The organism is Halomicroarcula saliterrae, from assembly GCF_031624395.1.
In the GTDB taxonomy this organism is placed as follows: domain Archaea; phylum Halobacteriota; class Halobacteria; order Halobacteriales; family Haloarculaceae; genus Haloarcula; species Haloarcula saliterrae.
The window spans coordinates 178,988-201,037 of sequence record NZ_JAMQON010000004.1; the positions used below are offsets into that span (position 1 = coordinate 178,988).

Consider the following 22,050-nt stretch of genomic DNA (forward strand, 5'->3'; position numbering starts at 1 on the left):
TCCGCTGCTACCGTCGTCGTCGCCACCACCGCTGCTACCGTCGTCGTCGCCACCACCGCTGCTACCGTCGTCGTCGCCACCACCGCTGCTACCGTCGTCGTCGCCACCACCGCTGCTACCGTCGTCGTCGCCACCACCGCTGCTACCGTCGTCGTCTCCACCACCGCTGCTACCGTCGTCGTCGCCACCACCGCTGCTACCGTCGTCGTCGCCGCCACCGCTGCTACCGTCGTCGTCGGTCGCAGTCACCTCGACGGAGCGCGTGGTGGTGTCGGTTCCACTGCGGTTGTCGGTAACGGTCAGAGTCACGGCGTAGGTGCCCTTCGACGAAAACGCGTGGACGACCTGTGAGCCATTGGCCGTCGTCCCGTCGTCGAAGTCCCACTCGTAGCGTTCGATACTGCCGTCGGCGTCGGTCGACTCGCTGGCGTTGAACGCCACTGCATCACCGACGCTCACGGCCGTCCGGTTCGCGGCGGCGACTGCCGTCGGGGCCTCGTTGGCCTCGACGACTTCGACGGCGACCGTCGAGGTGTTCGTCGCGCCGTCGTCGTCCGTCACGGTGAGTTCGACCGTGTACGTCCCGGCCGACGAGAAGGCCTCTGTCGTCCGGGGACCAGAGACGGTAGATCCGTCGCGCAGGTTCCACGCGTAGCTTTCGATACGTCCGTCGGCATCGGTGGACCGGCTCGCGTTGAACGCGACCGCGTCGCCGACCGCGACGGTGGAGGCGTTCGCCGTGGCGACTGCCGTCGGCGCCGTGTTCGGCGCGGCCACCTCGACCGTGACCGTCGCGTTGTCGGTCGCACCGTCGTCGTCAGTCACCGTGAGCTCGACCGCGTAGGTCCCGGGCGAGGCGAAGGCGTGAGTGGGCTGGGAAACGGTCGCCGTGGTCCCATCGTCGAAGGCCCACTGGGATCGCTCGATACGACCATCGGTGTCAGTCGACTCGTTCGCGTCGAAGCTGACCGCTTCGCCGACCGTGACAGCCGTCCGGTTCGCCGAGGCCGATGCGGTCGGCGCCTCGTTGGGCTCGGTCACCTCGACCGTGACCGTCGCGTTGTCGGTCGCACCGTCGTCGTCAGTCACCGTGAGTTCGACCGTGTACGTCCCGGCCGACGAGTACGAGTGGACGACCCGCTCGGCCGCCCCACCGGCGCCGTCGCCGAAGGTCCAGTCGTAGGCGGCAATCGACCCGTCCGAATCGGTCGAGTTGCCCGCGTCGAAGGCGACCGCTTCACCGACCGTCACGCTCGTTCGGTTGGCCGACGCGGCTGGCGCCGGTGCGTCGTTGGGCTCGGCCACCTCGACGGTGACGGTCGCCGTGTCCGTCGCCCCGTCGTCGTCCGTGACGGTCACCTCGGCGGAGTACGTCCCGGCCGACTCGAACGCGTGCGTGGCCTGTGAACCGTTCGCCGTTGTCCCGTCGCCGAACGCCCACGCGTACTCCGTGAGCGAGCCGTCCGAATCGGTCGAGTTCCTCGCGTCGAAGGCGACCGGGTCGCCGACGGTCACGTTCGTCCGGTTGGCCGACACCGCTGCCGTCGGCGCCGCGTTGCCGCCGCGCTCGTAGGTAACCGTGGCCGTCGAGGTGTTCGTGGTGTGGCTGACGCCGACCTTCGCGTCGGTGGCGTTGACGGCGAGGCGGTAGGAGCCGCCGGACGCCCGCGCCGGAGGCGTGATGGTCAGCGTGTACGCGCCCGGCCCGCGTCTGGCGACGCTGATGTCCTCGTCCGGGACGGTGTCAGAGCCGACCGCGACGGTGAACGCCGAGGCGTTCAACGCGTCGAACGCGCCGGTGTCGTAGGGCTGGTTTCCGGTCCGGACCGTGACGTTCGCCGTCACCGGGTCCGGGTCGGCCGCGGCGCCGGCGTCGAGTTCGCGCTCGTCGACGGCGAGCGCCGTCGGGAGCGGAAGCGTCGGATACGTCGTCGCGCTGTAGTAGTCGACGCCGTCGTCACCGGCGCTCTCGACCAGCTTCCAGCCGCCACTCGTCGGCGTGCCGGCCGTCCGCGCGGCCTCGTAGCTGGTTTCGGTCTCCGACGCGGTGAGCGTCCGGCTCCCGTCGGGGCTGGTCAGCGCGACGTCGAGGTCGCTGTCGTTGTCGGCCCACGACGCCCGCGAGGAGAGCCGCCACGTGGCGGACACCGTCCGACCGTCCGGCAGCGTCGTGTCGACGGGAACGGCGTACACCGCCGACTCGCCGGCGTCGAGGCTCCGGCGTGGGGGGTCGTTGAACACGACTGAGTCGTGGACTCGGGTGACGTTCGTCAGACTGACATCGCTCTGACAGTCCGCACAGGACGCCCCCTCGAATGTTCCCCCCGTCCCCGGGTAGAGCGTCTGGTCGAGGTCGCCGCCGTTCGAGACGCCCGAGTTGTCGGTTCGCCAGGCCAGCAGGCCGGGCTCTTTCGAGGACCCGTACCCGAACAGCCCTTGGTCGAATCCCTCGTCGGCGCGGAACGACAGCAGGAAGTGGTGGCCGCTGGTCGCGCTGTCGTCGCCGAGCCGGTAGAAGTCGTTGACCGACGACGACGGCGGGAGGATACCCGGCTGGTCCGACGGGGCGATGCGCGGCGTCTCCGTCCAGCCCCGTGCCCGTTTCGTCCAGACAGTGGGGTGGACCGGCGAGTCGCCGCCCCGGGCGAGCCCGCCGTAGCTTCCGCCGCCCATCAGGCCCCAGTCGTCGATGCCCGGATACCCGTCTCGCGGGTAGAGGTCCGGCCAGTCGAATATCAGGTGGCCGGTCTCGTGGGCCATCACGCCGATTGTGTTCTGTTCGCCCGACGGGACCGTCTCGGGCTGGAGGCTGTACCCGGTCACCGCGACGCCGTCGTCAGTGTCGATCGGCGTGCGAAACCCCCAGCGGTGTGACCAGATGTCCGTCGAGTCGCCGGAGACCTCCTCCCCGGGGCCCGGGTGGACGATGGCCACGCTGACGTGGCCGTCGCCGTCGTGGTCGTACTTCGAGAAGTCGGTCGAGTCGTCGGCGGTCCGGATCGCCTCGGCGGCGTAGTCGCGGGCCGCGCCGTAGTCGGCACCGGCCTCGTCGTGAGTCGTATCGGTGTCGAACCAGCCGACGACGCCCGGCCCGGCCGTGAAGTTCACCCGGCCGTCGCTGGCTTCGAGGAAGTACTCACGGAAGCTCCCGGGCCCGGTCGCCTCGTCGGGGTCGGACCCGAAGTAGAGGTCCGCGAACGAGGCGGCGCTATAGTCGGGCTCCGTGTCCGCGAAGTTCGCAAAGAGGAGGGGAATCGGAACGTCGGTCCGTCCGGAGGTCGCACCGGGAGACTGCTCGAACGCGCGCTGTCCCGTCGAATCCGGACTGATCGACGGGGCCGACTGAGGCACCTCGGCCGTCGGCCTGACGTGTCTGTCGAGGTCGCCCGGCGAATCGAGCCCGACGCGCCGGTCGGTCGCTTCGAGCGCTCCGTCAGCCTCGCGGGCGTAGTACCACCAGCCCGACTCGTTGGACTGGACGATGGTGTAGCCGTCCGTCGTCTCCCAGCCGTGTCGACGCGCGTCGCCCCACTGCCGGGCCTCGAAGGTCGTCCCGTTGGGCTGGGTCACGGTCTCCGGTTCCGGGTCGGCCGGTGCCGACCGAAACCCGACCCGCGGCGCCGTGTCGTTCGTCGCGTTCACCTCGGCCGTCGCGTTCGCGGAGACGGCAGCCACAGTTCCGTCGTCAGTCGGGGCGTCAGACTGGGGGGCCGACGCTGTCGGTCCCCCGGCCGTCATCACACCCAAGACCGGCGCCGCGGCGACCACGGCGACCGTCCCGACGACGAGTAACACCGTTGTCCATCGAGCGATACGACCGTCCGCCCATCCACTGTCTCCATCGGCATCTGAGTTCATCGTTGTTCCCTGCCCAGTAGTGTCCGGAACCGCGACCGACCCGTTTCTATCCACAGATATGAGAGTACATATTACTCCGACTATTAATATTTACCGTAAACGAGAAGTGAAATTATCCCGACTGCAGCGGGCCAGAACGGTCGAAAGTGCACTGTCGGTTGGAGGTGGGTCCGGTACCCGTCAGGTCCACTCCGGCGTCACCGGCTGGGCAGCGTAATCCGCGACGCAGGCGCCGACCGTGACCCGCCCGCCGTCGACGCGAACCACCGTCACGGTCTCCCAGGGGGCCCGGTTGGTATCGGCTAAACGACGCCCCGGCACGCGCCGGGTTCGAGAATCAGTTCTCGTCGCGCAGTTCCCGTACGCGCTCGATGTTCCACGCGAAGCTCTTGCCGTTTTCCGTGGGCGTTTCGAGCACCAGCGGCACGTCCGCGACGGCGTCGTGGTTGACGAACGCCGCCATCCCGGCCTCGCCGATTTCGCCCTCGCCGATGTGGGCGTGTTCGTCCTTGTTCGTCCCGCAGGCGTGTTTCGAGTCGTTGAGATGGATACAGGCGAGGTCCTCGAACCCGACCACGTCGTCGAACTCGGTGAAGGTCTCCTCGACGCCTTCCGGGGTCGAGAGGTCGTAGCCCGCCGCGAACATGTGGGCGGTGTCCAGACAGAACTCGATGTCCTGTTCGGTCCGTTCGCGAACGGTGGCCAGGTGCTCGAACTGCCCGCCGAGCTTCGTGCCGCTGCCGGCGTCGGACTCGATGAGCACCGTCACGCTCTCGGGGACGTCGAGCTCGTCGAGCACGCTCGCGGCGTTGTCGAGCCCACCGTCGACGCCGGCGCCGGTGTGAGCGCCCAGATGGACGTTGACGTACTCGACGCCGAGTTTGTCGGCGGCGTCGACCTCCTTTTGCATCGAGTCGAGTGACTTCTCCCGGAGGTCGTCCTTGGGCGTACAGAGGTTCACGAGATACGAGGAGTGGATGACCCACGGCCCGACGCCGTGGTCCTCGCTCAGCTCGCGGAACGTCGCGGCCTCGTCGTCCTCGATGTTGGGGTCCTGCCAGACCTGCGGGGAGTGAGAGAATATCTGGCCGCAGTTGCCACCGTACTCGACCTGTTCGTCGACGGCGTTGTACGCGCCGCCGGCGATAGAGGTGTGTGCGCCGACTCGTACCATGGACAGCGGTGGGGGACGCCGAATAAAAGGGGTTCCGACATCTGTCAGGGGGTGTCCGGCGGGCCGCGTCAGGGCGACTTCCGGACCCACTCGTCGGTGGTGTATTTCGACTCCGCGCGCTCGCGTGCGCGGGCCCGCTCGTCGTCTGTCCATTGCCCCTCGTCGGCGTCGACCCACTCGGCGAGCGTCGCGCACAGGGCGTCGACCACGTCGCCCCGCTCGACGTCGACGTACTCGTCGATAGCACCGACCCGCTCGCGGAAGGCGTCGGTGTCGGGCTCGCCGGTGAAACAGCCGCAGTGGCGCTCCGGGCGAAGGGACACCGACAGCGAGCCGTGCTGGACGACGGCGTCTTTCCGGCGGTACTGGGCGTTGCCGCCGAGCTTGCGGCCGTCCGGCCCGACGATGTCGTGGGCGGGATGGAGCGCCCGGAGGTAACAGGCCGGCTGGTGGACGGCGTCGCGTTCCGCGTCGACGAAGCTCGCGTCGACACCGATACCCTCGAAGGCATCGAGAACCGGGCCACAGAACAGCTGGTAGCACTCCATGAGGTCGCCGGGAACCGCGTCGGCCGGCGCGACGATGCTGTAGGAGAGGTCGGCGTAGTGGTCGTGGTAGATGGCGCCGCCGCCGGTCGGGCGGCGCGTGACCCCGATGCCTTCCCGCTCGCAAAAGTCCCAGTCGACGGTGTCGGGGTCCTGGTTGTAACCCAGCGAGAGCACGTCGGGCCAGGTGTAGACGCGAACGGTGGCCGGGCCGCCCGCCGCCGCGGTCTCGGCGGCGATCTCCTCCAGTGCCATCGTCGTCGGCCCGTCGTCGGTGGCTTCGCCGACGACCCGCCAGTCGAGCTCCGCGAGTGTCATTGGCGTCGGTATGTCGTGGGCAGCGTTATGGGTTGCGGGCCGCCGGTGGGAGGGCGGATACCGGTCAGACGGGCCCGTCGCCCTCGACGAGCCGCCCCATCACCCGCGCCTCGGCCTTGCGGAGGTGTTCGGCGGCGGTGCCCGGCGAACAGCCCAGTGTCTCGGCCACCTCCGCCGTCGACCCCTCTCGCGGTTCGTCGTAGTAGCCACAGTCGACGGCGGCGTCGACGGCCTCGAACTGGCGGTCGGTCAGCGCCGCGCTCGGCTCGAACTGGTGGTTCGCGTACTCGCCGACCTCGCGGACGTCGACGCCGATGCCGTCCGGGACGGCGTCGAGTGCCCGCTGGACCGTCTGGCCCGGGCCGACCAGCGTGAGTTCCATCGTCCCGTCGGCGCGGAACGCGACCGGCGAGACGCCCACCAGCCCGGCGGCGGTGACCGCGTCGACGATACCCCGACCGGTCTGGGAGAACCGGTCCCGAACGTAGAGGTAGAACGACCCGTCCGGACACGGCGAGATAGCGTACTCGACGACGTTCTCGGTCGCTTCCAAGGCCTCCCGATATGGCGCTATCGGGTGGCCGTCGACGTAGAACAGCATCGTGTGGACGTCGTCGTCGATGTTGTTCCCTTGAAGCAGATACGACGCCTCGTACCCCTCGTGGTCGACGATAAACTGGTGCATCGGGTTGCGCGCGTCGGGCGGCAGCGACAGCGAGAGCCTGACGTACTTCATAGCTGCACTCGACTCGCCGAATATAAATGCACCTCGCCGCTGGGGCACCACGGCGAGGCGGGCTCGGCGTCCAGTCTCGGGCATGTCCCGCTCCGTCGCCACACCGGCCCGTGAGGCAGACGACCCGGTCGAGCCGATACGCGAGCACGTCGTCCGCGAGGAGGTCCACGAGAACGCACCGGCGGTCGTGATTCGCGCCGACGAGGTACGGCAGGTGCTCTCGACACTGCGAGCCGAGGCCGGGCTCGACCACTGTGCCTGTGTCACGGCCCAAGAATACAGCGACCGCTTCGAGACGATCTACCACCTGCGCAGCTACGACGACCCGACCCGGGAGCTGTCGGTGGTGGTCCCGACGGTCCACGACGACCCCCACAGCGAGTCAGCGGCGCCGGTGTACCGGACCGCCGACTGGCACGAGCGCGAGGCCTACGACCTGCTTGGCGTCCGGTACGACGACCATCCGGACCTGCGACGGATTCTCCTGCCCGAGACCTGGCAGGGCCACCCGCTCTCCCGAGACTACAATCAGGACCAGCCCCAGATTGTCACGTTCCGCGAACACCAGCGGCTGCTGGACGACGAGCGCGTCGGCCCCGATACGATGCACCTCAACGTCGGGCCACATCACCCATCGACCCACGGTGTGCTCCACCTCAGCGTGGAACTGGACGGCGAGCAGGTCGCCGCCGTCGACCCCGATATCGGCTACATCCACCGCTGTGAGGAACAGATGTGCCAGCAGGGCACCTACCGCCACCAGATAATGCCCTACCCCGACCGCTGGGACTGGGGCGGCGGGGGGCTGCTCAACGAGTGGGCCTACGCGCGGGCCGCCGAGGACCTCGCCGACATCGAGGTCCCCGAGTACGCCCAGGTCATCCGCACGATGTGTGGGGAACTCGCACGCATCCTCTCGCATATGCTCGCCGTCGCCACCTACGCGCTGGACGTGGTCGGGGAGTTCACTGCCGTCTTCCAGTGGGGCATCCGTGACAGGGAGGTCGTCCAGGACATCCTCGAAGACCTCACCGGCCAGCGGCTCATGTTCAACTATCTCCGCCTGGGCGGCGTCGCCTGGGACCTGCCCGAGCCCCGGGAGACCTTCTTCGAGAAGATACGGGTCTTCCTCGACGAGCTGCCCCGGAAGCTCGGCGAGTACCACGACATGCTGACCAGCAACGAGATTCTCCAGTTGCGGACCGTCGATACGGGGTATCTCGCGCCCGAGACGGCGAAGGCCTACGGCTGTACCGGGCCCGTCGCCCGCGGCTCCGGCGTCGACTACGATTTGCGGCGGGACGACCCGTACGGCTACTACGACGAACTCGACTGGGACGTGGTGACCGACGACGGTGGCGACAACTTCGCCCGGCTGCTGGTCCGGCTGCGCGAGGTCGAGGAGTCCGCCCGCATCGTCGAACAGTGTGCAGACCTGCTGGAGAACTGGCCCGAGAACGACCGCGAAATCCAGTCCAACGTCCCCCGGACGCTCCGGCCCGAGGCCGATACAGAGATCTACCGCGCGGTCGAGGCCGCGAAGGGCGAACTCGGCATCTACATCCGCTCCGACGGGACGGAGACGCCCGCGCGCTTCAAGATTCGCGGCCCCTCGTTCTCCCACATCCAGGCTCTGTCGACGATAGCCGAGGGCGAGTCCGTCCCCGACCTCGTGGCGACGATCGGAAGTCTGGACGCCATCATGGGCGAGGTCGACCGGTAGCGCTACCCGAGGTCGACAGTGTACTCGCGGGTCGTCGGCGTGCCGTTGGGCGCCGAGGTGACGGTGACCGCGACCGCGTCAGGTCGGTCGCCGCTGGGGAGCCCCCAGGTGCCGGTGGCGAGGCCGTTCTCGCCGGCGTCGAGCGTCCCCGTCGTCGCCCCCGCGTCCTCGACGGTCCGACCCGCGCGGGTCGTAACCGCCCCGAGCCGGAGCACGTAGCCGTCGGGCGGGTCGGTGACGGTCACCGTGAGAACGAGCCGGGTCTCGCCGTCGTCTTCGGACAGCGTCGCCGCGTCGAGGCGCTCGGTCGCCGCGGTCTCCGGGAGTATCTCGTCGCCGACGGTCGCACCCGCCGTCTCGGGCGTCGGCGTTGCGACTGGCGTCGCCGTGTCGGCGTCGTCACCGCCGAAGTAGTGGCCGACGAGGCCGCCGAAGGTCACCACCTCGATGGCGATGGGGACGGCGATGGCGAGCACGAGGATCACCCGGACCATGCTCACCTCCGGGGGGTCGAGGTCTTCGAGCATCACACTGGGAAGGGGGGACTCCCCGGAGTGGTGATGCCGTCTGCGACCATGCTCACCAGCGGTGGGCCGTAGGCGATGACGATGAGCGCCAGCGCGATGGCCGTCCAGAGCTTGTAGTTGTCCAGCAGCCGGGGGCTGTGTTCCGGCCCCGACAGCGGCTCCGGAATCGCGCTGTTGACCGAGAGAGTCCCGCCGCGATGGGCCAGCCACGTCTCGGCCATCACGAACAGGAACATCGCCGCGCCGACGAACAGCAGCGTGCCGCCGATAGCGATCTGGAGCCGCATCTCGCCGACGGAGCCGGTGGCGCTCTGGAACGCGAACTCGTCGTAGGTCGGCTCGGCCGTCCGGCGCGGGATGCCCGCCAACCCGGCCCGGTGCATGGCGTTCGACATCAGCGCCATCCCGATGAACCAGACGTACGGCTGGGCGACCGCGACGGAACGGCGCCGGAGCCGCTTGCCGGTGAGCTGTGGGACCAGCCAGTAGCTGATTGCCATCGCCGTCAGGGCGAAGGCCGTCCCCACGGTGAGGTGGAAGTGGCCCGGCACCCACAGCGTGTTGTGGATGAGGTAGTTGATGTTCATGCCGGCGTTTATCATCCCGCTGAACCCGCCGGCGGCGAACATCAGCCCGGCGAGCATACAGCCGGTGAAGGCGGGCTTGTCCCACGGCAGCTCGCGCAGCCAGCTCACGTACCCCGTCGCGCCGTGCTGGCGGGCGCCGTGTTCCACGGAGGCGACCACGGTGAAAGCCGTCAACAGCGACGGCAACAGCAGGAACATCGTGTTCGTCATCGCGATAGTCTTGAACCCGGCCGGGATGCCGGGGTCGACGTACTGGTGGTGGAACCCGACCGGCGTCGACAACAGCAGGAACAGGACGAACACCACGCGTGCGAGAGGGTCGCTGAACAGCCGTCCGCCGGCCAGTTTCGGCAGGATAGTGTACCACACCAGATAGGCCGGCATGAGCCAGAAGTACACCACCGGGTGACCGAAGTACCAGAACAGCGTCCGCGTAAGCAGCGGGTCGACCTGGTCGATGAGCCCCAGCGACCACGGGATGAGGAAGACGACCACCTCGACGGCGACGCCGATGGTGGAGATGTACCACATCAGCATCGTCGTCACGACCATGAACGTCTGGAGTGGGATGCGCTCGTCCGGGTTCTCGGCGCGCCACTCCCACAGCGACTTGAAATACGCCAGCCCGGCGCCCCACGAGCCGACGATGAGCAGGGCCGCGCCGACGTAGAACAGCGGGTGGGCCTGCAGCGGCGCGTAGAACGTAAAGAGCACGTCGGCGCTGAGGTCCTGTCCGAGGACCGTCGGCGCGCCCAGCACGCCGCCGAGGATAGCGACGGTGGCGAGCACCGACCCGAACAGCATCAGCCGGAACGACCACCAGGCGACCGCCTGCGGGAGCTCCCGCTCCAGCGAGTTCGTCACAGCCCAGCCGAAGAGGCCGGCGATGAAGAACGTCGTAAACACCAGCGCCAGCAGGACGCCGTGGCCGGTCAGGATAGTGTAGTAGTCCGCGGAGCTGACGAACCCGCGGAAGACGCCGGTGCGATGCAGTGCTTGAACGATACCGAAGAGCGCACCGATACCGAGCGCCACGAACGCGACGATGAACTGTCGGCGGACGAGTTTCGAAGTCTTGGGATAGCTATCGACGAAGACCATCAGTTTTGCACCTCCGTGCCGTTGTACTCGTACTCGGATTTCGGGACCACCTCGACCGACCCGCCCATGGCGTGGTGGCCGGCCCCACAGTACTCGTGACAGACCAGTCCGTAGGTCCCCGGCTCGTCGAATTTGGCGGTGATGTCCGCCACCTGGCCGGGGATGACCATCGTGTTGATGTTCGTCTCGGTGATGGAGAACCCGTGCATCACGTCCGCGCTGGTCACCCGGAAGGTGACGCGCGTGTCCGCGGGGATGCGGATGGGGTTGTCACCGCTGCCCGGCACGAACTGGAACTGCTGGGCCACGACGTACACCACGTAGTGGCTGTCGTTTTGCCTGACGACGCCCGGGTCGTCGAAGCCGGTCCCGGTGTCGCCGCTCTTGACCGCTTCCGGGTCGATTTCGCCGCCCGAGTCGTCGACCATCTTCACGCCGGCACCGGCGGTGCCGTACGTAACGGTGGCGATGAAGCCGACGATGAGCAGGAGCGCTGCGCCGAGCCAGACTTTCTCGAAACTGTGAACCTGCATGCTATCACCCGATCACCGAGACGCGGCCGAGGAACTCCACGAAGTACATGAACACCCACAGCAGCGCGATGAGGACGAAGTACGCCGCGACCAGCGAGGCCGTCCCCCACGGGTCGAACTCGTCGTGTCCGAGTTCGACGTCGGGCTCCGTCGTCGGCGCCTCGTCGACCGGTCTCGGGCCGCTGGCCCGCTCCAGAGAGTCGTCGGTCGGTTCCGGCGGCCGCTCGCGGTACCGGCGGCGCATCACCGCCGCGAACAGCAGCGGTGAGAAAAACGCCGTCAGAACCGACCCCATGAGGAGCCACATCGGCCCCGAGAGTTCGACCTCGGTACCCCCCTCGCCGCTGCCGCCCGCCAACGGGCCGCCGACGACGACGGCGCCTTTCATCCCGAGCCCCTTGTGGGGCACACAGACGTACTTGTAGATACCGTACTCCTCGAACGTGTGGCTGTAGGTCGTCCCCTGCTCGGAGACGAGTTCGCCGGAGTCGAGCGGGCCGTCCCCGTCCGAGACGACGTTGTGCCCGCCGCCCGACCCGGTCCACGTCCAGACGACCTCCGTCCCCGGCGTGACCCGGACCGCGGGCGGGTCGAAAGCGTAGGCGCCGTTGTTGCCCTCCGCCCCGACCGTTATCTCGACCGAGTCGGAGCCGGTCTTGTCGACCGTCGTCCCGTCGAAGTTCGAGACGTCGCCGAACCAGCCGCCGTAGTCGGGGCTCGCCGGCGGCCCCTTCGGGCCCGGCGTGCCGCTCTCGACCACGACGGCGCCTTTCATCCCGAGCCCTTTGTGGGGCTCACAGACGTACTTGTAGGTGCCCTCGTCTTCGAAGGTATGGCTGTAGGTCGTCCCCTGCTCGGAGACGAGTTCGCCGGAGTCGAGCGGGCCGTCCCCGTCCGAGACGACGTTGTGCCCGCCGCCCGACCCGGTCCACGTCCAGACGACCTCCGTGCCGGGGTTGACCTTCACCGCAGCCGGGCCGAAGGCGTAAGCGCCGTTGTTGCCCTCCGCTCCGACCGTTATCTCGACGGTGTCCTGACCGCGCTTGTCGAGGGTCCCGTCGTAGTTCGAGACGTCGTCGAACCAGCCGCCGTAGTCTGGCTCGCTCTGTGCGGTCGCCGTCCCCACTGCACCGAGAGCGGCCGCCCCCGCCGTGGCCGTGAGGAACTGGCGTCGTCCGAGCGTCATCGGCCCCCTCCTGCGGACCAGGGGCGCCGCGCGTTGTCGCGTTTGAACCGTCCCATGGACGAGAAACCCGACTACGATGACTAAAATACAGGACGCTGTTCCTACAGACTTGGAACGCGCTAGCCGTTTTTTTAATACATCCGACCTACCGTCGGCCATGTCATCGTCCAGCCCACGTCACGTCACGCTGTTGGCTCTGCTTGGTCTGGTTCCGGTCGCCTACTACATTCTCGGTACCGGCCGGACGATTGTCGCGCTCTCCCTGGTCAGTGTCGTCATCATCACGGCGAGTCTCTACCTGATGACCGGGGACCACGAGGGCCAGACCGCCTGAGATGGCCCCCGTGAGCATCGGGCTTTCGGCGGGCGAGACGACCGGGCTCGCCGCGATGGTCGGCCTCGGCCTCCTCGGGAGCGTCCACTGCCTCGGGATGTGTGGGCCGCTGGTGACCACCTACGCCGACCGACTGGACGACGGGGGGCCGCTGTCGCTGTCGGAGATACGCCAGCAGGCGCTGTTCAACGTCGGCCGGACGGCGAGCTACACGCTACTCGGCGGCCTCTTCGGCGCCGCGGGCGCGCTACTCTTCGACCTGGCGGCGCTCGCTCGGGTCGGCGCGCTCGTCCGGGGCGGGGTCGGCGTGGTCGTCGGCCTGTTCATCCTCGCGGTCGGAACGGGCTATCTGACCCGTGGCCGGGCCGTCGACGTGGGCCGGTCCCTGCCGCTGGTGGGCGGCCTGTTCGCCCGGGTCTCGTCGGTGCTGGTCGACCGGCTCGACCGGCTGGTCGACGGCCCGGGGATGGTCGCGCTGGGCGCGGTACACGGGCTGTTGCCGTGTCCGCTGCTGTATCCGGCCTTCCTCTACGCCGCGTCGACCGGCTCCCCGGTGACCGGGGCGCTCTCGCTGCTGGCGCTTGGGCTCGGGACCGTCCCGCTCGTGTTCGCCGCCGGCACCGCCTTCGGGACGCTGTCGCCCGCCCGGCGCACAGCCCTGCACCGCGTCCTCGGCGCGGTCTTCCTCGTCCTCGCGCTGGTACCGCTCGCGAACGGACTCGGGGTCTTCGGCGTCGCCGTGCCGAAGCCGCCCCTACCGATGCCCTGGAGATGACCGACTGCACGCTCTGTGGGCTGTCGACGGACGACCCGGTCACCGATAGCGGCGTCGCCGGCACGTTCTGCTGCCGGGGGTGTCTCGAAGTGGCGCGGACCCTCGACGACCCCGCCGGCACCGACCCCGAGAGCGTCGACAGCGGGACCGACCCGGACGACGCCGAGGGCGAGACGGCCTTCCTCGCCGCGTCGGGGATGCACTGTGCGACCTGTGAGCTGTTCGTAGAGCGGCGGGCGACTTCCCACGACGGTATCAGGGCGGCGTCGGCCAGCTACGCGACCGGGACGATGAAGCTCACCTACGACGCCGAGCAGGTCGAGGCGGACGCCCTGCCCGACCTCCTGTCCGGGACGGGCTACGATGTGTCCCGCCGCCGGCCGGGCGAGGAGGACGACACCGAACAGGTGGGCCGGCTGCTCGTCGGCGGCTTCTTCGGGATGATGACCATGCTGTGGTACGTCCTCTTTCTCTATCCGGCCTACCTCGGGCTGGAGGTCGGCCTACTGGACCTCGGCGGGACGGCCGGGTCGTACCTGCTCTGGAACATGGCCGTGATGACCGCCGTCGTGGTCGGGTACACCGGCTGGCCGCTGCTCCGGGGCGCGTTCGTGAGCCTTCGGACCGGGCGGCCGAACATGGACCTGCTCGTGGCGATGGCCGCGACGACGGCCTTCGGCTACAGCCTCCTCGCCGTCGTACTGGGGCGGACGGAGGTGTACTTCGATGTGGCGACGGTCATCGTGCTGGCCGTCTCTGTCGGCGACTACTACCGCGAGCGGGTCCGCCGGGCCGCCGCCGGCCGGCTCGCCGACCTGACCGCCCAGCGGCCCGAGCGGGCGCGCCGCCGGACCGCCGCCGGCACCGAGACGGTCGACCGCGACGAGCTGGTCCCCGGCGACGAGGTCGTCGTCAGGCCCGGAGAGCGGGTCCCCGCCGACGGCGCTGTCGTCGAGGGGACCGCCGGCGTCGACGAGTCCCTCGTCACGGGCGAGTCCCTGCCGGTCCGGAAGGCGCCGGGCGACGACGTCGTCGGCGGTGCGACGGTGACTGGCGGCGGTGAGCCGAGCGAAGTGAGGCGAACCTCGTCAGACCGCAATTCAGACGGCGGTGAGCCGAGCGAAGTGAGGCGAACCTCGTCGGACGAGTCCGCCGGTGGACTCGTGGTGGCGGTCGGCCCCGAGGCACGGAGCACCGTCGCCCGGCTCACCGAGCTACTCTGGAACGTCCAGAGCGAACGGAGCGGCGTGGGACGGCTCGTCGACCGCGTCGCGGCGGTGTTCGTCCCGCTCGTGGTCGGGCTGGCACTCCTCGCGACCGCCACACACCTGGTCCTCGGCGCGGCCCCGACCGACGCCTTGCTGACGGGCCTCGCGGTGCTGGTCGTCTCCTGTCCCTGCGCGCTCGGGCTGGCGACGCCGCTGGCGACCGCGGCGGGCGTGCGCGCCGCCCTCGGAGAGGGTGTCGTCATCACCGACGGGTCGGTGTTCGAGACGGCGACCGACGCGGACGTGGTCGCGTTCGACAAGACGGGGACGCTGACGACCGGCGAACTGCGGCTGCTCGAACGGCCCGGCGACGAGGCGCTTCGACGGGCCGCCGCCGTCGAGCAGTTCGCCGACCATCCGCTGGCGGCGGCGATAGTCGACGCCGCGCAGGCGGCCGACGTGGCGATAGTCGACGCCGCGCAGGCGTCCGACGCGGCGATAGTCGACGCCACGCCGGGCGTCGTCGTCGAAGACGTCGAACACTCCCCCGGGCGCGGTGTGAGCGGGACCGTCGACGGCGAACGCGTGGTCGTCGGGACGCCCGAACTACTCGCCGACCGGGGGCAGTCGGTGCCCGGGAGGTTGGCCGACCGTTGCGAGCGGGCCCGCGCCGACGGCAACCTCCCCGCGCTGGTCGGCTGGGACGGCCGCGCGCGTGACCTCGTCGTGGGCGGTGACCGGCCCCGCGAGGAGTGGGCGTCCGTCGCCGAGTCGCTGTCGGCCCGGGAGGTCGTCGTCATCACCGGTGACGGGCCGGCCGCGGCCGCCCGGTTCGAGCGCCACCCGGCGGTCGACGAGGTGTTCGCCGGCGTCCCGCCCGAAGCGAAGGCCGAGGTGGTCGAACGGCTCGGGGCCCGGGGCACCGTGGCGATGGTCGGCGACGGGGCGAACGACGCGCCGGCGCTGGGGACGGCGGACCTCGGTATCTCGCTCGCCTCAGGGACGAAACTGGCCGCCGACGCCGCCGACGCCGTGGTCACGACCGACGATATCGCCGCGGTCCCCCGGGTGTTCGACCTGACCCAACGGACCCAGCGGCGCATCCGCGAGAACCTCGCGTGGGCCTTCTGTTACAACGCCGTCGCCGTGCCTCTGGCGCTTTCGGGGCTGTTGAACCCGCTGTTTGCCGCGCTGGCGATGACCGCCAGCAGCCTGCTGGTCGTGGCCAACTCCGCGCGGTCGCTGGGGAGTGGCCGGGACAGCCCGACACGCGAAGCCGGAGCCGGAACCCCGGCGTCGGCTGACTGACGCGGGGCTTTGCGGCCCGACTGGCTCGGGTGGGCGACCGATTGCGGGTCGCCGTGGACCGAGAGGCGTTCCGGGAGAACGGGTAAGGGGCCGCCGCCCGTCTCCTCGTCCAGTGGCACTCAGAATATCGGCCCGGGTTCCGGATTCGGAGCGATACCTGCTCGTCGACGCCGACCTCGAAACGGGGCAGCCACCGCCGGTGGACACGCCCGCGAGGCTACTCGACGCGCGGCAAGGCGTCCTGTTCGAGCCGAACTACTTCCACTCCATAACCGCACACGTTCCCACGTTCCGGCCCTACGACGTGGCCGACGGTGAACTCGACGCGCTCCTCGACGGCGTCGAAGTCAGAGGGCCGCCGGCGACCACCGTCGGCGAGGTCGACCGGTAGCGGACACGGCGGCCGGCCGCTTTTGTACGTCCCACGCCTACTAGCGGTCGATGACCGAGCAAGCGACGTTCGCTGGTGGGTGTTTCTGGTGTACCGAGTCCGTCTTCAAGCAGGTCGAGGGCGTCGAAGACGTCGTCTCGGGTTACGCCGGGGGCCACGTCGAGAATCCGAGCTACGAGGCCGTCTGCCGCGAGGAGACGGGCCACGCCGAGTGCGTTCAGCTGACCTACGACCCCGACGCCGTGAGCTACGAGGAGCTGCTCGCGGTGTTTTTCACGACCCACACCCCGACGACGCTGAACCGCGAGGGCAACGACGTTGGGACCCAGTACCGGTCGGCGGTGTTCTACCACGACGACGCACAGCGGGAGACCGTCGAATCGTTCATCGAGGAGATTCAGCCCGGCTACGACGACGACATCGTCACCGAAGTCGAGCCCCTCGAAGAGTTCTACCCGGCCGAGGAGTACCATCAGGACTACTTCGAGAAGAACCCGAATCAGGCCTACTGCCAGATGACGATTCCGCCCAAGCTGGACAAACTGCGCGAGAAACACGCCGAGCTACTGGCATGAACTTCGAGACCGAGGTGGCCCTGCGCTTCGACGACCTCGACACGTACGGCCACGTGAACAACGTCCGGTACGGCACCTATCTGGAGGAGGCCCGCATCGACTACCTGACCGCGGTGGTCGGCGACGGCGACCGGGAGTTCCTCGCCGGGAGCGACGACGGCATCGTCATCGCCAACCTGGAAATCGACTTCGAACAGCCGATAAGAGCGGCCGACAGCGTCACCGTCAGCGTCCGGGTGCCCCGGCTGGGCACGACGAGTTTCCCCTTCGAGTACGAGGTCCGGGACGACGGGCGGGTCGCCGCGACCGGTGAGACGACCGTCGTCACCTACGACCGCGCGGCCGGCGAGCCACAGCCGATTCCCGAGTCCTGGCGCGACGCCATCAGCGAGTTCGAGTTCGGGCAGTAGCAGTATCGGAGAAGCGATGTCGGTCGTGTGTGGATAGATGGCCGGAAACGGTGACGGCCAGAAAGGCCACAGCCCCTTTCAGTCCCGCCCATACGGTCGACTAACCGGCGACGGGGGCTCTCTAGCTGTCCTCGCCCGTGAGTGACGAGTCGTCTGCAGCCGCGACCAGGCGAAGTTCCTTTGGCAGTGACGGCTGTAGGCGGTGTATGGGAGACGATGCTATCGATGGTGTCGACGAGGCGATTCTCCACGCCCTCCAGGAGGACGCGCGTAACATCTCGTCGGGCGACATCGCGGAACGGACCGGCACGTCGGGAAGCACCGTTAGGAAACGGATTCAGCGGCTCGAAGGGGACGAGGTCATCAAGGGGTACAGCGCCGAAATCGACTACCAGAAGTCCGGATACCCGCTCCGGATGCTCCTGTTTTGCACCGCGCCGATTCCCGAGCGTGGCGAGCAGATTCCCGGTATCCTCGACATCGACGGCGTCGTCTCGGTTCAGGAGCTAGTCACCGGCGAGCGGAACCTGCTGGTGACCGTCGTCGGCGAGACGGACAGCGACATCACCCCGGTCGCACAGGAGCTACTGGACCTGGGGCTGACTGTCGTCGACGAGGTGCTGGTCCGGAGCCACGAGACGACGCCGTTTGGCGAGTTCGACGGCGAGTAGGCGCGTCTTTCGGACGACTAATACCCCGTATAGACGCCGTTTAACAGTCCGAAACCGGCATCCAAGACCCGTGAGCGGTCGGACCATACGACTGTTTCGCTGAAATCATAATGTTCTTTAATTTCCTTATACGCGAACAGACTGGTAAGATAGAAGAATTTAATAACCAGTCTGTTCGTTATGTGGACGAACGACGGCCGACATCGCCCGGAGTAGCTGTCCGGGTGGTGCCGGTCGACGAACACGCTATCAATGTCAGACGAAACACAGCGCACGACGGTCGGACCACTTCCGAACGGGATAGGGCAGCAAGCACCGAGCACGCCGAACGCCCTGACCCGGGCCGTCTGGTTGCTGTGGGGGCTGAGTCTGGCCGCACTGGTCGGCCACGCGGTGAACGGCTGGTCACCCGCGTTCGGCAGTCTGGTCGCCGTCGACGGGCTGACCGTCCTGATGTGGACGGTCGTCACGTTCTTTTCGGGCATCGTCCACAGCTACTCCCGGCGCTACATGGCCGGCAGCGCCCACGAGACGCGCTTTTTCGCCACCGTGTTCGGCTTTACCGTGGTGGTGATGGCGCTGGTCGCGGCGAACCACGTCGCCCTCTTTGGCGCCCTGTGGCTGGCGATGGGGCTGTTGATGGCACAGCTCATCGGCGTCATCGACGGCTGGCAGCAGGCACAGGCGGCCGCGGCGGTCGCCCGCAGGTACTTCCTCGCGAGCAGCGCGTTGCTCGGTGTCTCGCTGGCGGCGCTGTGGTTGGCGACCGACGCGACGACGCTCTCCGGAATCGCCGCGGCCTCGGACACGCTGGGCGGGCCGGTGTGGCTCCTCGCCGCCGGCGCGCTCGTCCTCGCGGCGATGATCCAGTCGGCGCTCATCCCGTTTCAGGGCTGGCTGCTCTCCTCGATGACCGCGCCGACGCCGGCGTCGGCGCTGATGCACGCCGGGTTCGTCAACGCCGGCGGCATCCTGCTGACCCGCTTTGCCCCGGTCATCACCGTCGACCCCACACTCATGCTCGCAGTTGTCGGCGTCGGCGCGGCCAGCGCCCTCGGGGGGAAGCTCCTGAAATCGGTCCAGACGGACGTCAAGAGCAAGCTCGGCTGTTCGACGGTCGGCCAGATGGGCTTTATGATAATGCAGGCCGGGCTGGGCTTTTTCGGAGCTGCCATCACCCACCTCATCCTGCACGGCTTCTACAAGGCCTACCAGTTCCTCTCCTCCGGTGACGGCGTCGAACACAACAGCCCCGCCGGGCGGCCGGGCCGCAGGGAGAGCGTCGTCGGCGTCGCCGTGACGCTGTTGACCGCACTGGTCGGCGGCGCGCTGTTCGCGGTGCTGACGGGGAAGGGAGCGAAACTCGACAGCGGCCTCCTGTTGACCTTCTTCGTGGTGTTCACCACGCTACACGCGGCCCGCAACGCGGTCCAGCACACCGAACTGCCGGCGATGGCCCGCTACGGGGCCGTCCCGCTGGTCTTCTTCCCGGCCATCGTCGTCTACGCCGTGGTCTACGAGGGGGTCTCCGGGCTCTTGGCAGTGGGCACGGCGACGACCGAACTGACCCTGCTTCACGGCGCCGTCGCCGTCTTCTTCGTCGGCGTCTACCTCGCCATCGAGACCGGCGTCCACGAGCACAGCCAGCGCCTCTACGTGGCGCTGTTGAACGCCAGCCAACCGCCGACCGACACCGTGTTGACTTCCACGGAGGACTACAATGAGTACTGAATCCACTATCCGCGACAGCATCGACGACGCAGCCGCCACCGTCGGCTCGGTCTGGCCCATCCACTCGTTCGTGACGGCCAACCCCCTCTCGGGGTTCGAGGACCAGCCGTTCGACGAGGCGGTCGCACAGGCCACCGATATCCTCGGCGGCCGGGGCTATCCCAGCCCGGAGACGTTCCGCCAGGCCCTGGAGCGCGAGCAGATAGACCGCGAAATCCTGGAAGCGGAACTCGCCGAGGCCGGCTACGAGGCCGACCCGGAGGCGCTGCTCGACCGTATGGACACGACCGTCGACGCTGACGAGGCCGCAGAGGACACGGTCGAGGACCGCGTCGACCACGTGCTGACGAAGTGGCTGTCTGCCTTCCTCGACGAGGGGCGCGCCCACTGGGCGCTGCCGGACCGTGACCTCGGGTTCTACGGCGTCTTCCGCAACGTAGCCGCCTACGACACCCAGATTCCCGACGCGGGCATCGTCGCGGACCTGCCGGCGACGCCGGTCGAGGCCATCGAGACGGTGCTCGACCCGTATCCCGAGGCGCAGTGGGAGGCCATCTTCGAGGAGCAACTCTCCGCGCTCCCGGGCTGGACCGGCTTCATCAAACAGCGTGCCGAAGACGGGGGCGAGTGGCAGTCGAGGCATCCGATAACACTCGCGGGGTATCTCGCGGTGCGTCTGTCGTTGTTCGACGCCGTCGACGCCGACCTCTCGCCGGCCAAATCCCACACGGCCGAGCCGAACGAAACAGACGAGCTCAGCGAAGCGTTCCTCAGCGCCTGGGAGGCGACCTACCGCGAGGAGCTGGTCGACGCCGTCAGCGAGGCCAGCGAGGAACGTGCCGACGCCGACGACGGCCGTCCTGACGCACAGCTCGTCTTCTGTATCGACACCCGCTCCGAGGTCCTGCGTCGCCACCTCGAGGACACGGGCGACTACGAGACCCACGGCTACGCCGGCTTTTTCGGCGTTCCGATGGAGTACGAGGGGTACAACTCGGAGGTCTCCGTCGAGGCGTGCCCCCCCATCGCGGACACCCAGCACACCATCACCGAGCACCCGACCGACGGCGAGAGGCAGGCCGAGTACGACCACCTGACGGGCATCCGCGAGGCCGCCGCCGAGATTGTCGAGACCATCGAGTCCAACGCCGCGACCGCCTACGGCTTCGTCGAAAGCGCCGGGAGCGGCTACGGGCTCGCACTGGCGGGCCGCACGCTGGTTCCCGGGCGCGTCCACGACCTGTTCGACAGCGTCGACGGGAGAGTGCCCGACGAGCACGAGTTCTGTAGCCCGTCGGTCGAGACCCTCACGCTCGAAGAGAAGGTCGGGTACGCCGAGACCGCCTTCGACCTGATGGGGTGGGACCAGTTCGCCCGTCTGGCGGTGTTCACCGGCCACGCCAGCGAGACCGCGAACAACCCGTACGACTCGAGTCTGGACTGTGGGGCCTGTGCCGGCAACCCCGGCGGCCCGAGCGCCCGCGTCCTCGCGGCGATCTGTAACCAGGACGCCGTGCGGGAGGAACTCCGCGAGCGCGGCTTCGACATTCCCGACGACACCGTGTTCCTCGCCGGCCAGCACAACACCACGACCGACGAGGTCGACCTGTACGACAGCGGTGTGCCCGAGAGCCACGCCGAGGAGCTCGAAACGCTGCGCTCGGACCTGAAGGCGGCCCGCGAAGGCGCGACTGCAGAACGCACGAGGTCGGTTGACGACGCCGTCCGCGAGACCGAGCGCAAGGCGGCCGACTGGGCAGAGACCCGCCCCGAGTGGGGGCTGGCCGGCAACGCCGGTTTCGTCGTCGGGCCGGGGGAGCTGGCGGCCGACCTCGACCTCGACGGCCGCGCGTTCCTGCATTCGTACGACTGGACGACCGACCCCGACGGCGACGCGCTGGAAGCGATCATGACGGCGCCGATGGTCGTCACCCAGTGGATTAACTGCCAGTACTACTTCTCGACCGTCGACAACGCAGTGTACGGCAGCGGGTCGAAGATAACCCACAACCCCGTCGGCAACGTCGGCGTCTACCAGGGCAACGGCGGCGACCTGATGACCGGCCTGCCGCTGCAGTCGCTCAAGGCGGCCGACGACGAGCCCTACCACCAGCCGCTGCGTCTCTCGACGGTCATCCACGCACCGGTCGACACCGTCACCGACATCCTCGCGGACCACGAGGACGTGGCCGGTCTGCTCGACAACGGGTGGCTCTCGCTGACCGTCGTCGACCCGACCCAGGACCACACCGCCTTCCACTACGCCGGCGAACTCTCCTGGAGCCCGGCCAGCAAAGACGTGGCCGCCGAACCGTCTGCCGAAGCCACGCCGGCCGTGGCCGACGACTGAGCGGCGCGA

18 protein-coding genes are annotated in these 22,050 nt (G+C 68.6%); 10 read left to right on the forward strand and 8 right to left on the reverse strand.

Going from position 1 to position 22,050, the window contains the following annotated elements; all coding sequences use genetic code 11:
- The 4 genes from NDI56_RS14640 to NDI56_RS14655 all read right to left on the reverse strand — a co-directional run.
- A partial coding sequence (locus tag NDI56_RS14640) for a PKD domain-containing protein (RefSeq protein WP_310920349.1) occupies positions 1-3,858 on the reverse strand: 3,858 nt, incomplete at its 3' end.
- A gap of 337 nt (positions 3,859-4,195) precedes the next feature.
- Positions 4,196-5,032, reverse strand: coding sequence for a deoxyribonuclease IV (locus NDI56_RS14645; protein WP_310920350.1), 837 nt, complete (start codon positions 5,030-5,032; stop codon positions 4,196-4,198).
- Positions 5,033-5,100: 68 nt separating this feature from the next.
- Positions 5,101-5,895: a lipoate--protein ligase family protein gene (locus tag NDI56_RS14650; protein ID WP_310920351.1), complete on the reverse strand. Its 795-nt coding sequence runs from the start codon at positions 5,893-5,895 to the stop codon at positions 5,101-5,103.
- Between the two features lie 64 nt (positions 5,896-5,959).
- Complete coding sequence (locus NDI56_RS14655; protein WP_310920352.1) at positions 5,960-6,631, reverse strand: helix-turn-helix domain-containing protein; 672 nt, start codon at positions 6,629-6,631, stop codon at positions 5,960-5,962.
- Positions 6,632-6,713: 82 nt separating this feature from the next.
- On the opposite strand from NDI56_RS14655, the gene NDI56_RS14660 reads away from it, so the two are divergent.
- A complete protein-coding gene (locus NDI56_RS14660; protein ID WP_310920353.1) occupies positions 6,714-8,354 on the forward strand; it encodes an NADH-quinone oxidoreductase subunit D in 1,641 nt (546 codons plus the stop codon).
- Between the two features lie 2 nt (positions 8,355-8,356).
- On the opposite strand, the gene NDI56_RS14665 is transcribed toward NDI56_RS14660, so the two are convergent.
- From NDI56_RS14665 to NDI56_RS14680, 4 genes are read right to left on the reverse strand one after another with little or no spacing between them, the layout of a single operon-like run.
- Positions 8,357-8,884 carry a hypothetical protein gene (locus NDI56_RS14665; protein ID WP_310920354.1) on the reverse strand — a complete coding sequence of 176 codons (528 nt, stop codon included), beginning with the start codon at positions 8,882-8,884 and terminating at the stop codon, positions 8,357-8,359.
- Entirely contained in the window at positions 8,881-10,569 is a 1,689-nt protein-coding gene (locus NDI56_RS14670) for a b(o/a)3-type cytochrome-c oxidase subunit 1 (protein WP_310920355.1), read from the reverse strand. Before NDI56_RS14670 ends, NDI56_RS14665 begins: the two co-directional genes overlap by 4 nt.
- Positions 10,569-11,102, reverse strand: coding sequence for a cytochrome c oxidase subunit II (locus tag NDI56_RS14675; RefSeq protein WP_310920356.1), 534 nt, complete (start codon positions 11,100-11,102; stop codon positions 10,569-10,571). Before NDI56_RS14675 ends, NDI56_RS14670 begins: the two co-directional genes overlap by 1 nt.
- A gap of 4 nt (positions 11,103-11,106) precedes the next feature.
- The gene (locus tag NDI56_RS14680) at positions 11,107-12,288 is read right to left on the reverse strand and encodes a halocyanin domain-containing protein (RefSeq protein WP_310920357.1); all 1,182 of its coding nucleotides are present in this window, start codon (positions 12,286-12,288) and stop codon (positions 11,107-11,109) included.
- A 157-nt stretch (positions 12,289-12,445) separates the two neighbouring features.
- Here NDI56_RS14680 and NDI56_RS14685 point away from each other — a divergent pair, with 157 nt between their 5' ends.
- The 9 genes from NDI56_RS14685 to NDI56_RS14725 all read left to right on the forward strand — a co-directional run bounded on the left by NDI56_RS14685 (position 12,446) and on the right by NDI56_RS14725 (position 22,041).
- Entirely contained in the window at positions 12,446-12,622 is a 177-nt protein-coding gene (locus NDI56_RS14685) for a DUF8131 family protein (RefSeq protein WP_310920358.1), read from the forward strand.
- Position 12,623: 1 nt separating this feature from the next.
- Positions 12,624-13,397 carry a sulfite exporter TauE/SafE family protein gene (locus NDI56_RS14690; RefSeq protein ID WP_310920359.1) on the forward strand — a complete coding sequence of 258 codons (774 nt, stop codon included), beginning with the start codon at positions 12,624-12,626 and terminating at the stop codon, positions 13,395-13,397.
- Positions 13,394-15,913, forward strand: coding sequence for a heavy metal translocating P-type ATPase (locus NDI56_RS14695; RefSeq protein ID WP_310920360.1), 2,520 nt, complete (start codon positions 13,394-13,396; stop codon positions 15,911-15,913). Before NDI56_RS14690 ends, NDI56_RS14695 begins: the two co-directional genes overlap by 4 nt.
- A 112-nt stretch (positions 15,914-16,025) precedes the next feature.
- Positions 16,026-16,304: a hypothetical protein gene (locus NDI56_RS14700; protein ID WP_310920361.1), complete on the forward strand. Its 279-nt coding sequence runs from the start codon at positions 16,026-16,028 to the stop codon at positions 16,302-16,304.
- Positions 16,305-16,354: 50 nt separating this feature from the next.
- The gene (gene msrA / locus NDI56_RS14705; protein WP_310920362.1) at positions 16,355-16,879 is read left to right on the forward strand and encodes a peptide-methionine (S)-S-oxide reductase MsrA; all 525 of its coding nucleotides are present in this window, start codon (positions 16,355-16,357) and stop codon (positions 16,877-16,879) included.
- Positions 16,876-17,289 (forward strand): acyl-CoA thioesterase, encoded by a 414-nt coding sequence (locus NDI56_RS14710; protein WP_310920363.1) that lies wholly within the window; start codon positions 16,876-16,878, stop codon positions 17,287-17,289. Before msrA ends, NDI56_RS14710 begins: the two co-directional genes overlap by 4 nt.
- Positions 17,290-17,495: 206 nt before the next feature.
- Positions 17,496-17,960, forward strand: coding sequence for an Lrp/AsnC family transcriptional regulator (locus NDI56_RS14715; protein ID WP_310920365.1), 465 nt, complete (start codon positions 17,496-17,498; stop codon positions 17,958-17,960).
- Positions 17,961-18,212: 252 nt separating this feature from the next.
- Positions 18,213-19,691: a proton-conducting transporter transmembrane domain-containing protein gene (locus NDI56_RS14720; protein WP_310920366.1), complete on the forward strand. Its 1,479-nt coding sequence runs from the start codon at positions 18,213-18,215 to the stop codon at positions 19,689-19,691.
- On the forward strand, positions 19,681-22,041 hold the full coding sequence (locus NDI56_RS14725; RefSeq protein ID WP_310920367.1) for a DUF2309 domain-containing protein: 2,361 nt from the start codon (positions 19,681-19,683) through the stop codon (positions 22,039-22,041). Before NDI56_RS14720 ends, NDI56_RS14725 begins: the two co-directional genes overlap by 11 nt.
- The last annotated feature ends 9 nt before the right edge of the window (positions 22,042-22,050 follow it).

Excerpts from the sequence above, each read along its gene's own strand:
- NDI56_RS14645 (WP_310920350.1), bottom strand. The coding sequence starts at position 5,032 with ATGGTACGAGTCGGCGCACACACCTCTATCGCCGGCGGCGCGTACAAC.
- NDI56_RS14650 (WP_310920351.1), bottom strand. The coding sequence starts at position 5,895 with ATGACACTCGCGGAGCTCGACTGGCGGGTCGTCGGCGAAGCCACCGAC.
- NDI56_RS14655 (WP_310920352.1), bottom strand. The coding sequence starts at position 6,631 with ATGAAGTACGTCAGGCTCTCGCTGTCGCTGCCGCCCGACGCGCGCAAC.
- NDI56_RS14660 (WP_310920353.1), top strand. The coding sequence starts at position 6,714 with ATGTCCCGCTCCGTCGCCACACCGGCCCGTGAGGCAGACGACCCGGTC.
- NDI56_RS14670 (WP_310920355.1), bottom strand. The coding sequence starts at position 10,569 with ATGGTCTTCGTCGATAGCTATCCCAAGACTTCGAAACTCGTCCGCCGA.
- NDI56_RS14675 (WP_310920356.1), bottom strand. The coding sequence starts at position 11,102 with ATGCAGGTTCACAGTTTCGAGAAAGTCTGGCTCGGCGCAGCGCTCCTG.
- NDI56_RS14680 (WP_310920357.1), bottom strand. The coding sequence starts at position 12,288 with ATGACGCTCGGACGACGCCAGTTCCTCACGGCCACGGCGGGGGCGGCC.
- NDI56_RS14685 (WP_310920358.1), top strand. The coding sequence starts at position 12,446 with ATGTCATCGTCCAGCCCACGTCACGTCACGCTGTTGGCTCTGCTTGGT.
- NDI56_RS14690 (WP_310920359.1), top strand. The coding sequence starts at position 12,624 with ATGGCCCCCGTGAGCATCGGGCTTTCGGCGGGCGAGACGACCGGGCTC.
- NDI56_RS14695 (WP_310920360.1), top strand. The coding sequence starts at position 13,394 with ATGACCGACTGCACGCTCTGTGGGCTGTCGACGGACGACCCGGTCACC.
- msrA (WP_310920362.1), top strand. The coding sequence starts at position 16,355 with ATGACCGAGCAAGCGACGTTCGCTGGTGGGTGTTTCTGGTGTACCGAG.
- NDI56_RS14710 (WP_310920363.1), top strand. The coding sequence starts at position 16,876 with ATGAACTTCGAGACCGAGGTGGCCCTGCGCTTCGACGACCTCGACACG.
- NDI56_RS14715 (WP_310920365.1), top strand. The coding sequence starts at position 17,496 with ATGGGAGACGATGCTATCGATGGTGTCGACGAGGCGATTCTCCACGCC.
- NDI56_RS14720 (WP_310920366.1), top strand. The coding sequence starts at position 18,213 with ATGTCAGACGAAACACAGCGCACGACGGTCGGACCACTTCCGAACGGG.
- NDI56_RS14725 (WP_310920367.1), top strand. The coding sequence starts at position 19,681 with ATGAGTACTGAATCCACTATCCGCGACAGCATCGACGACGCAGCCGCC.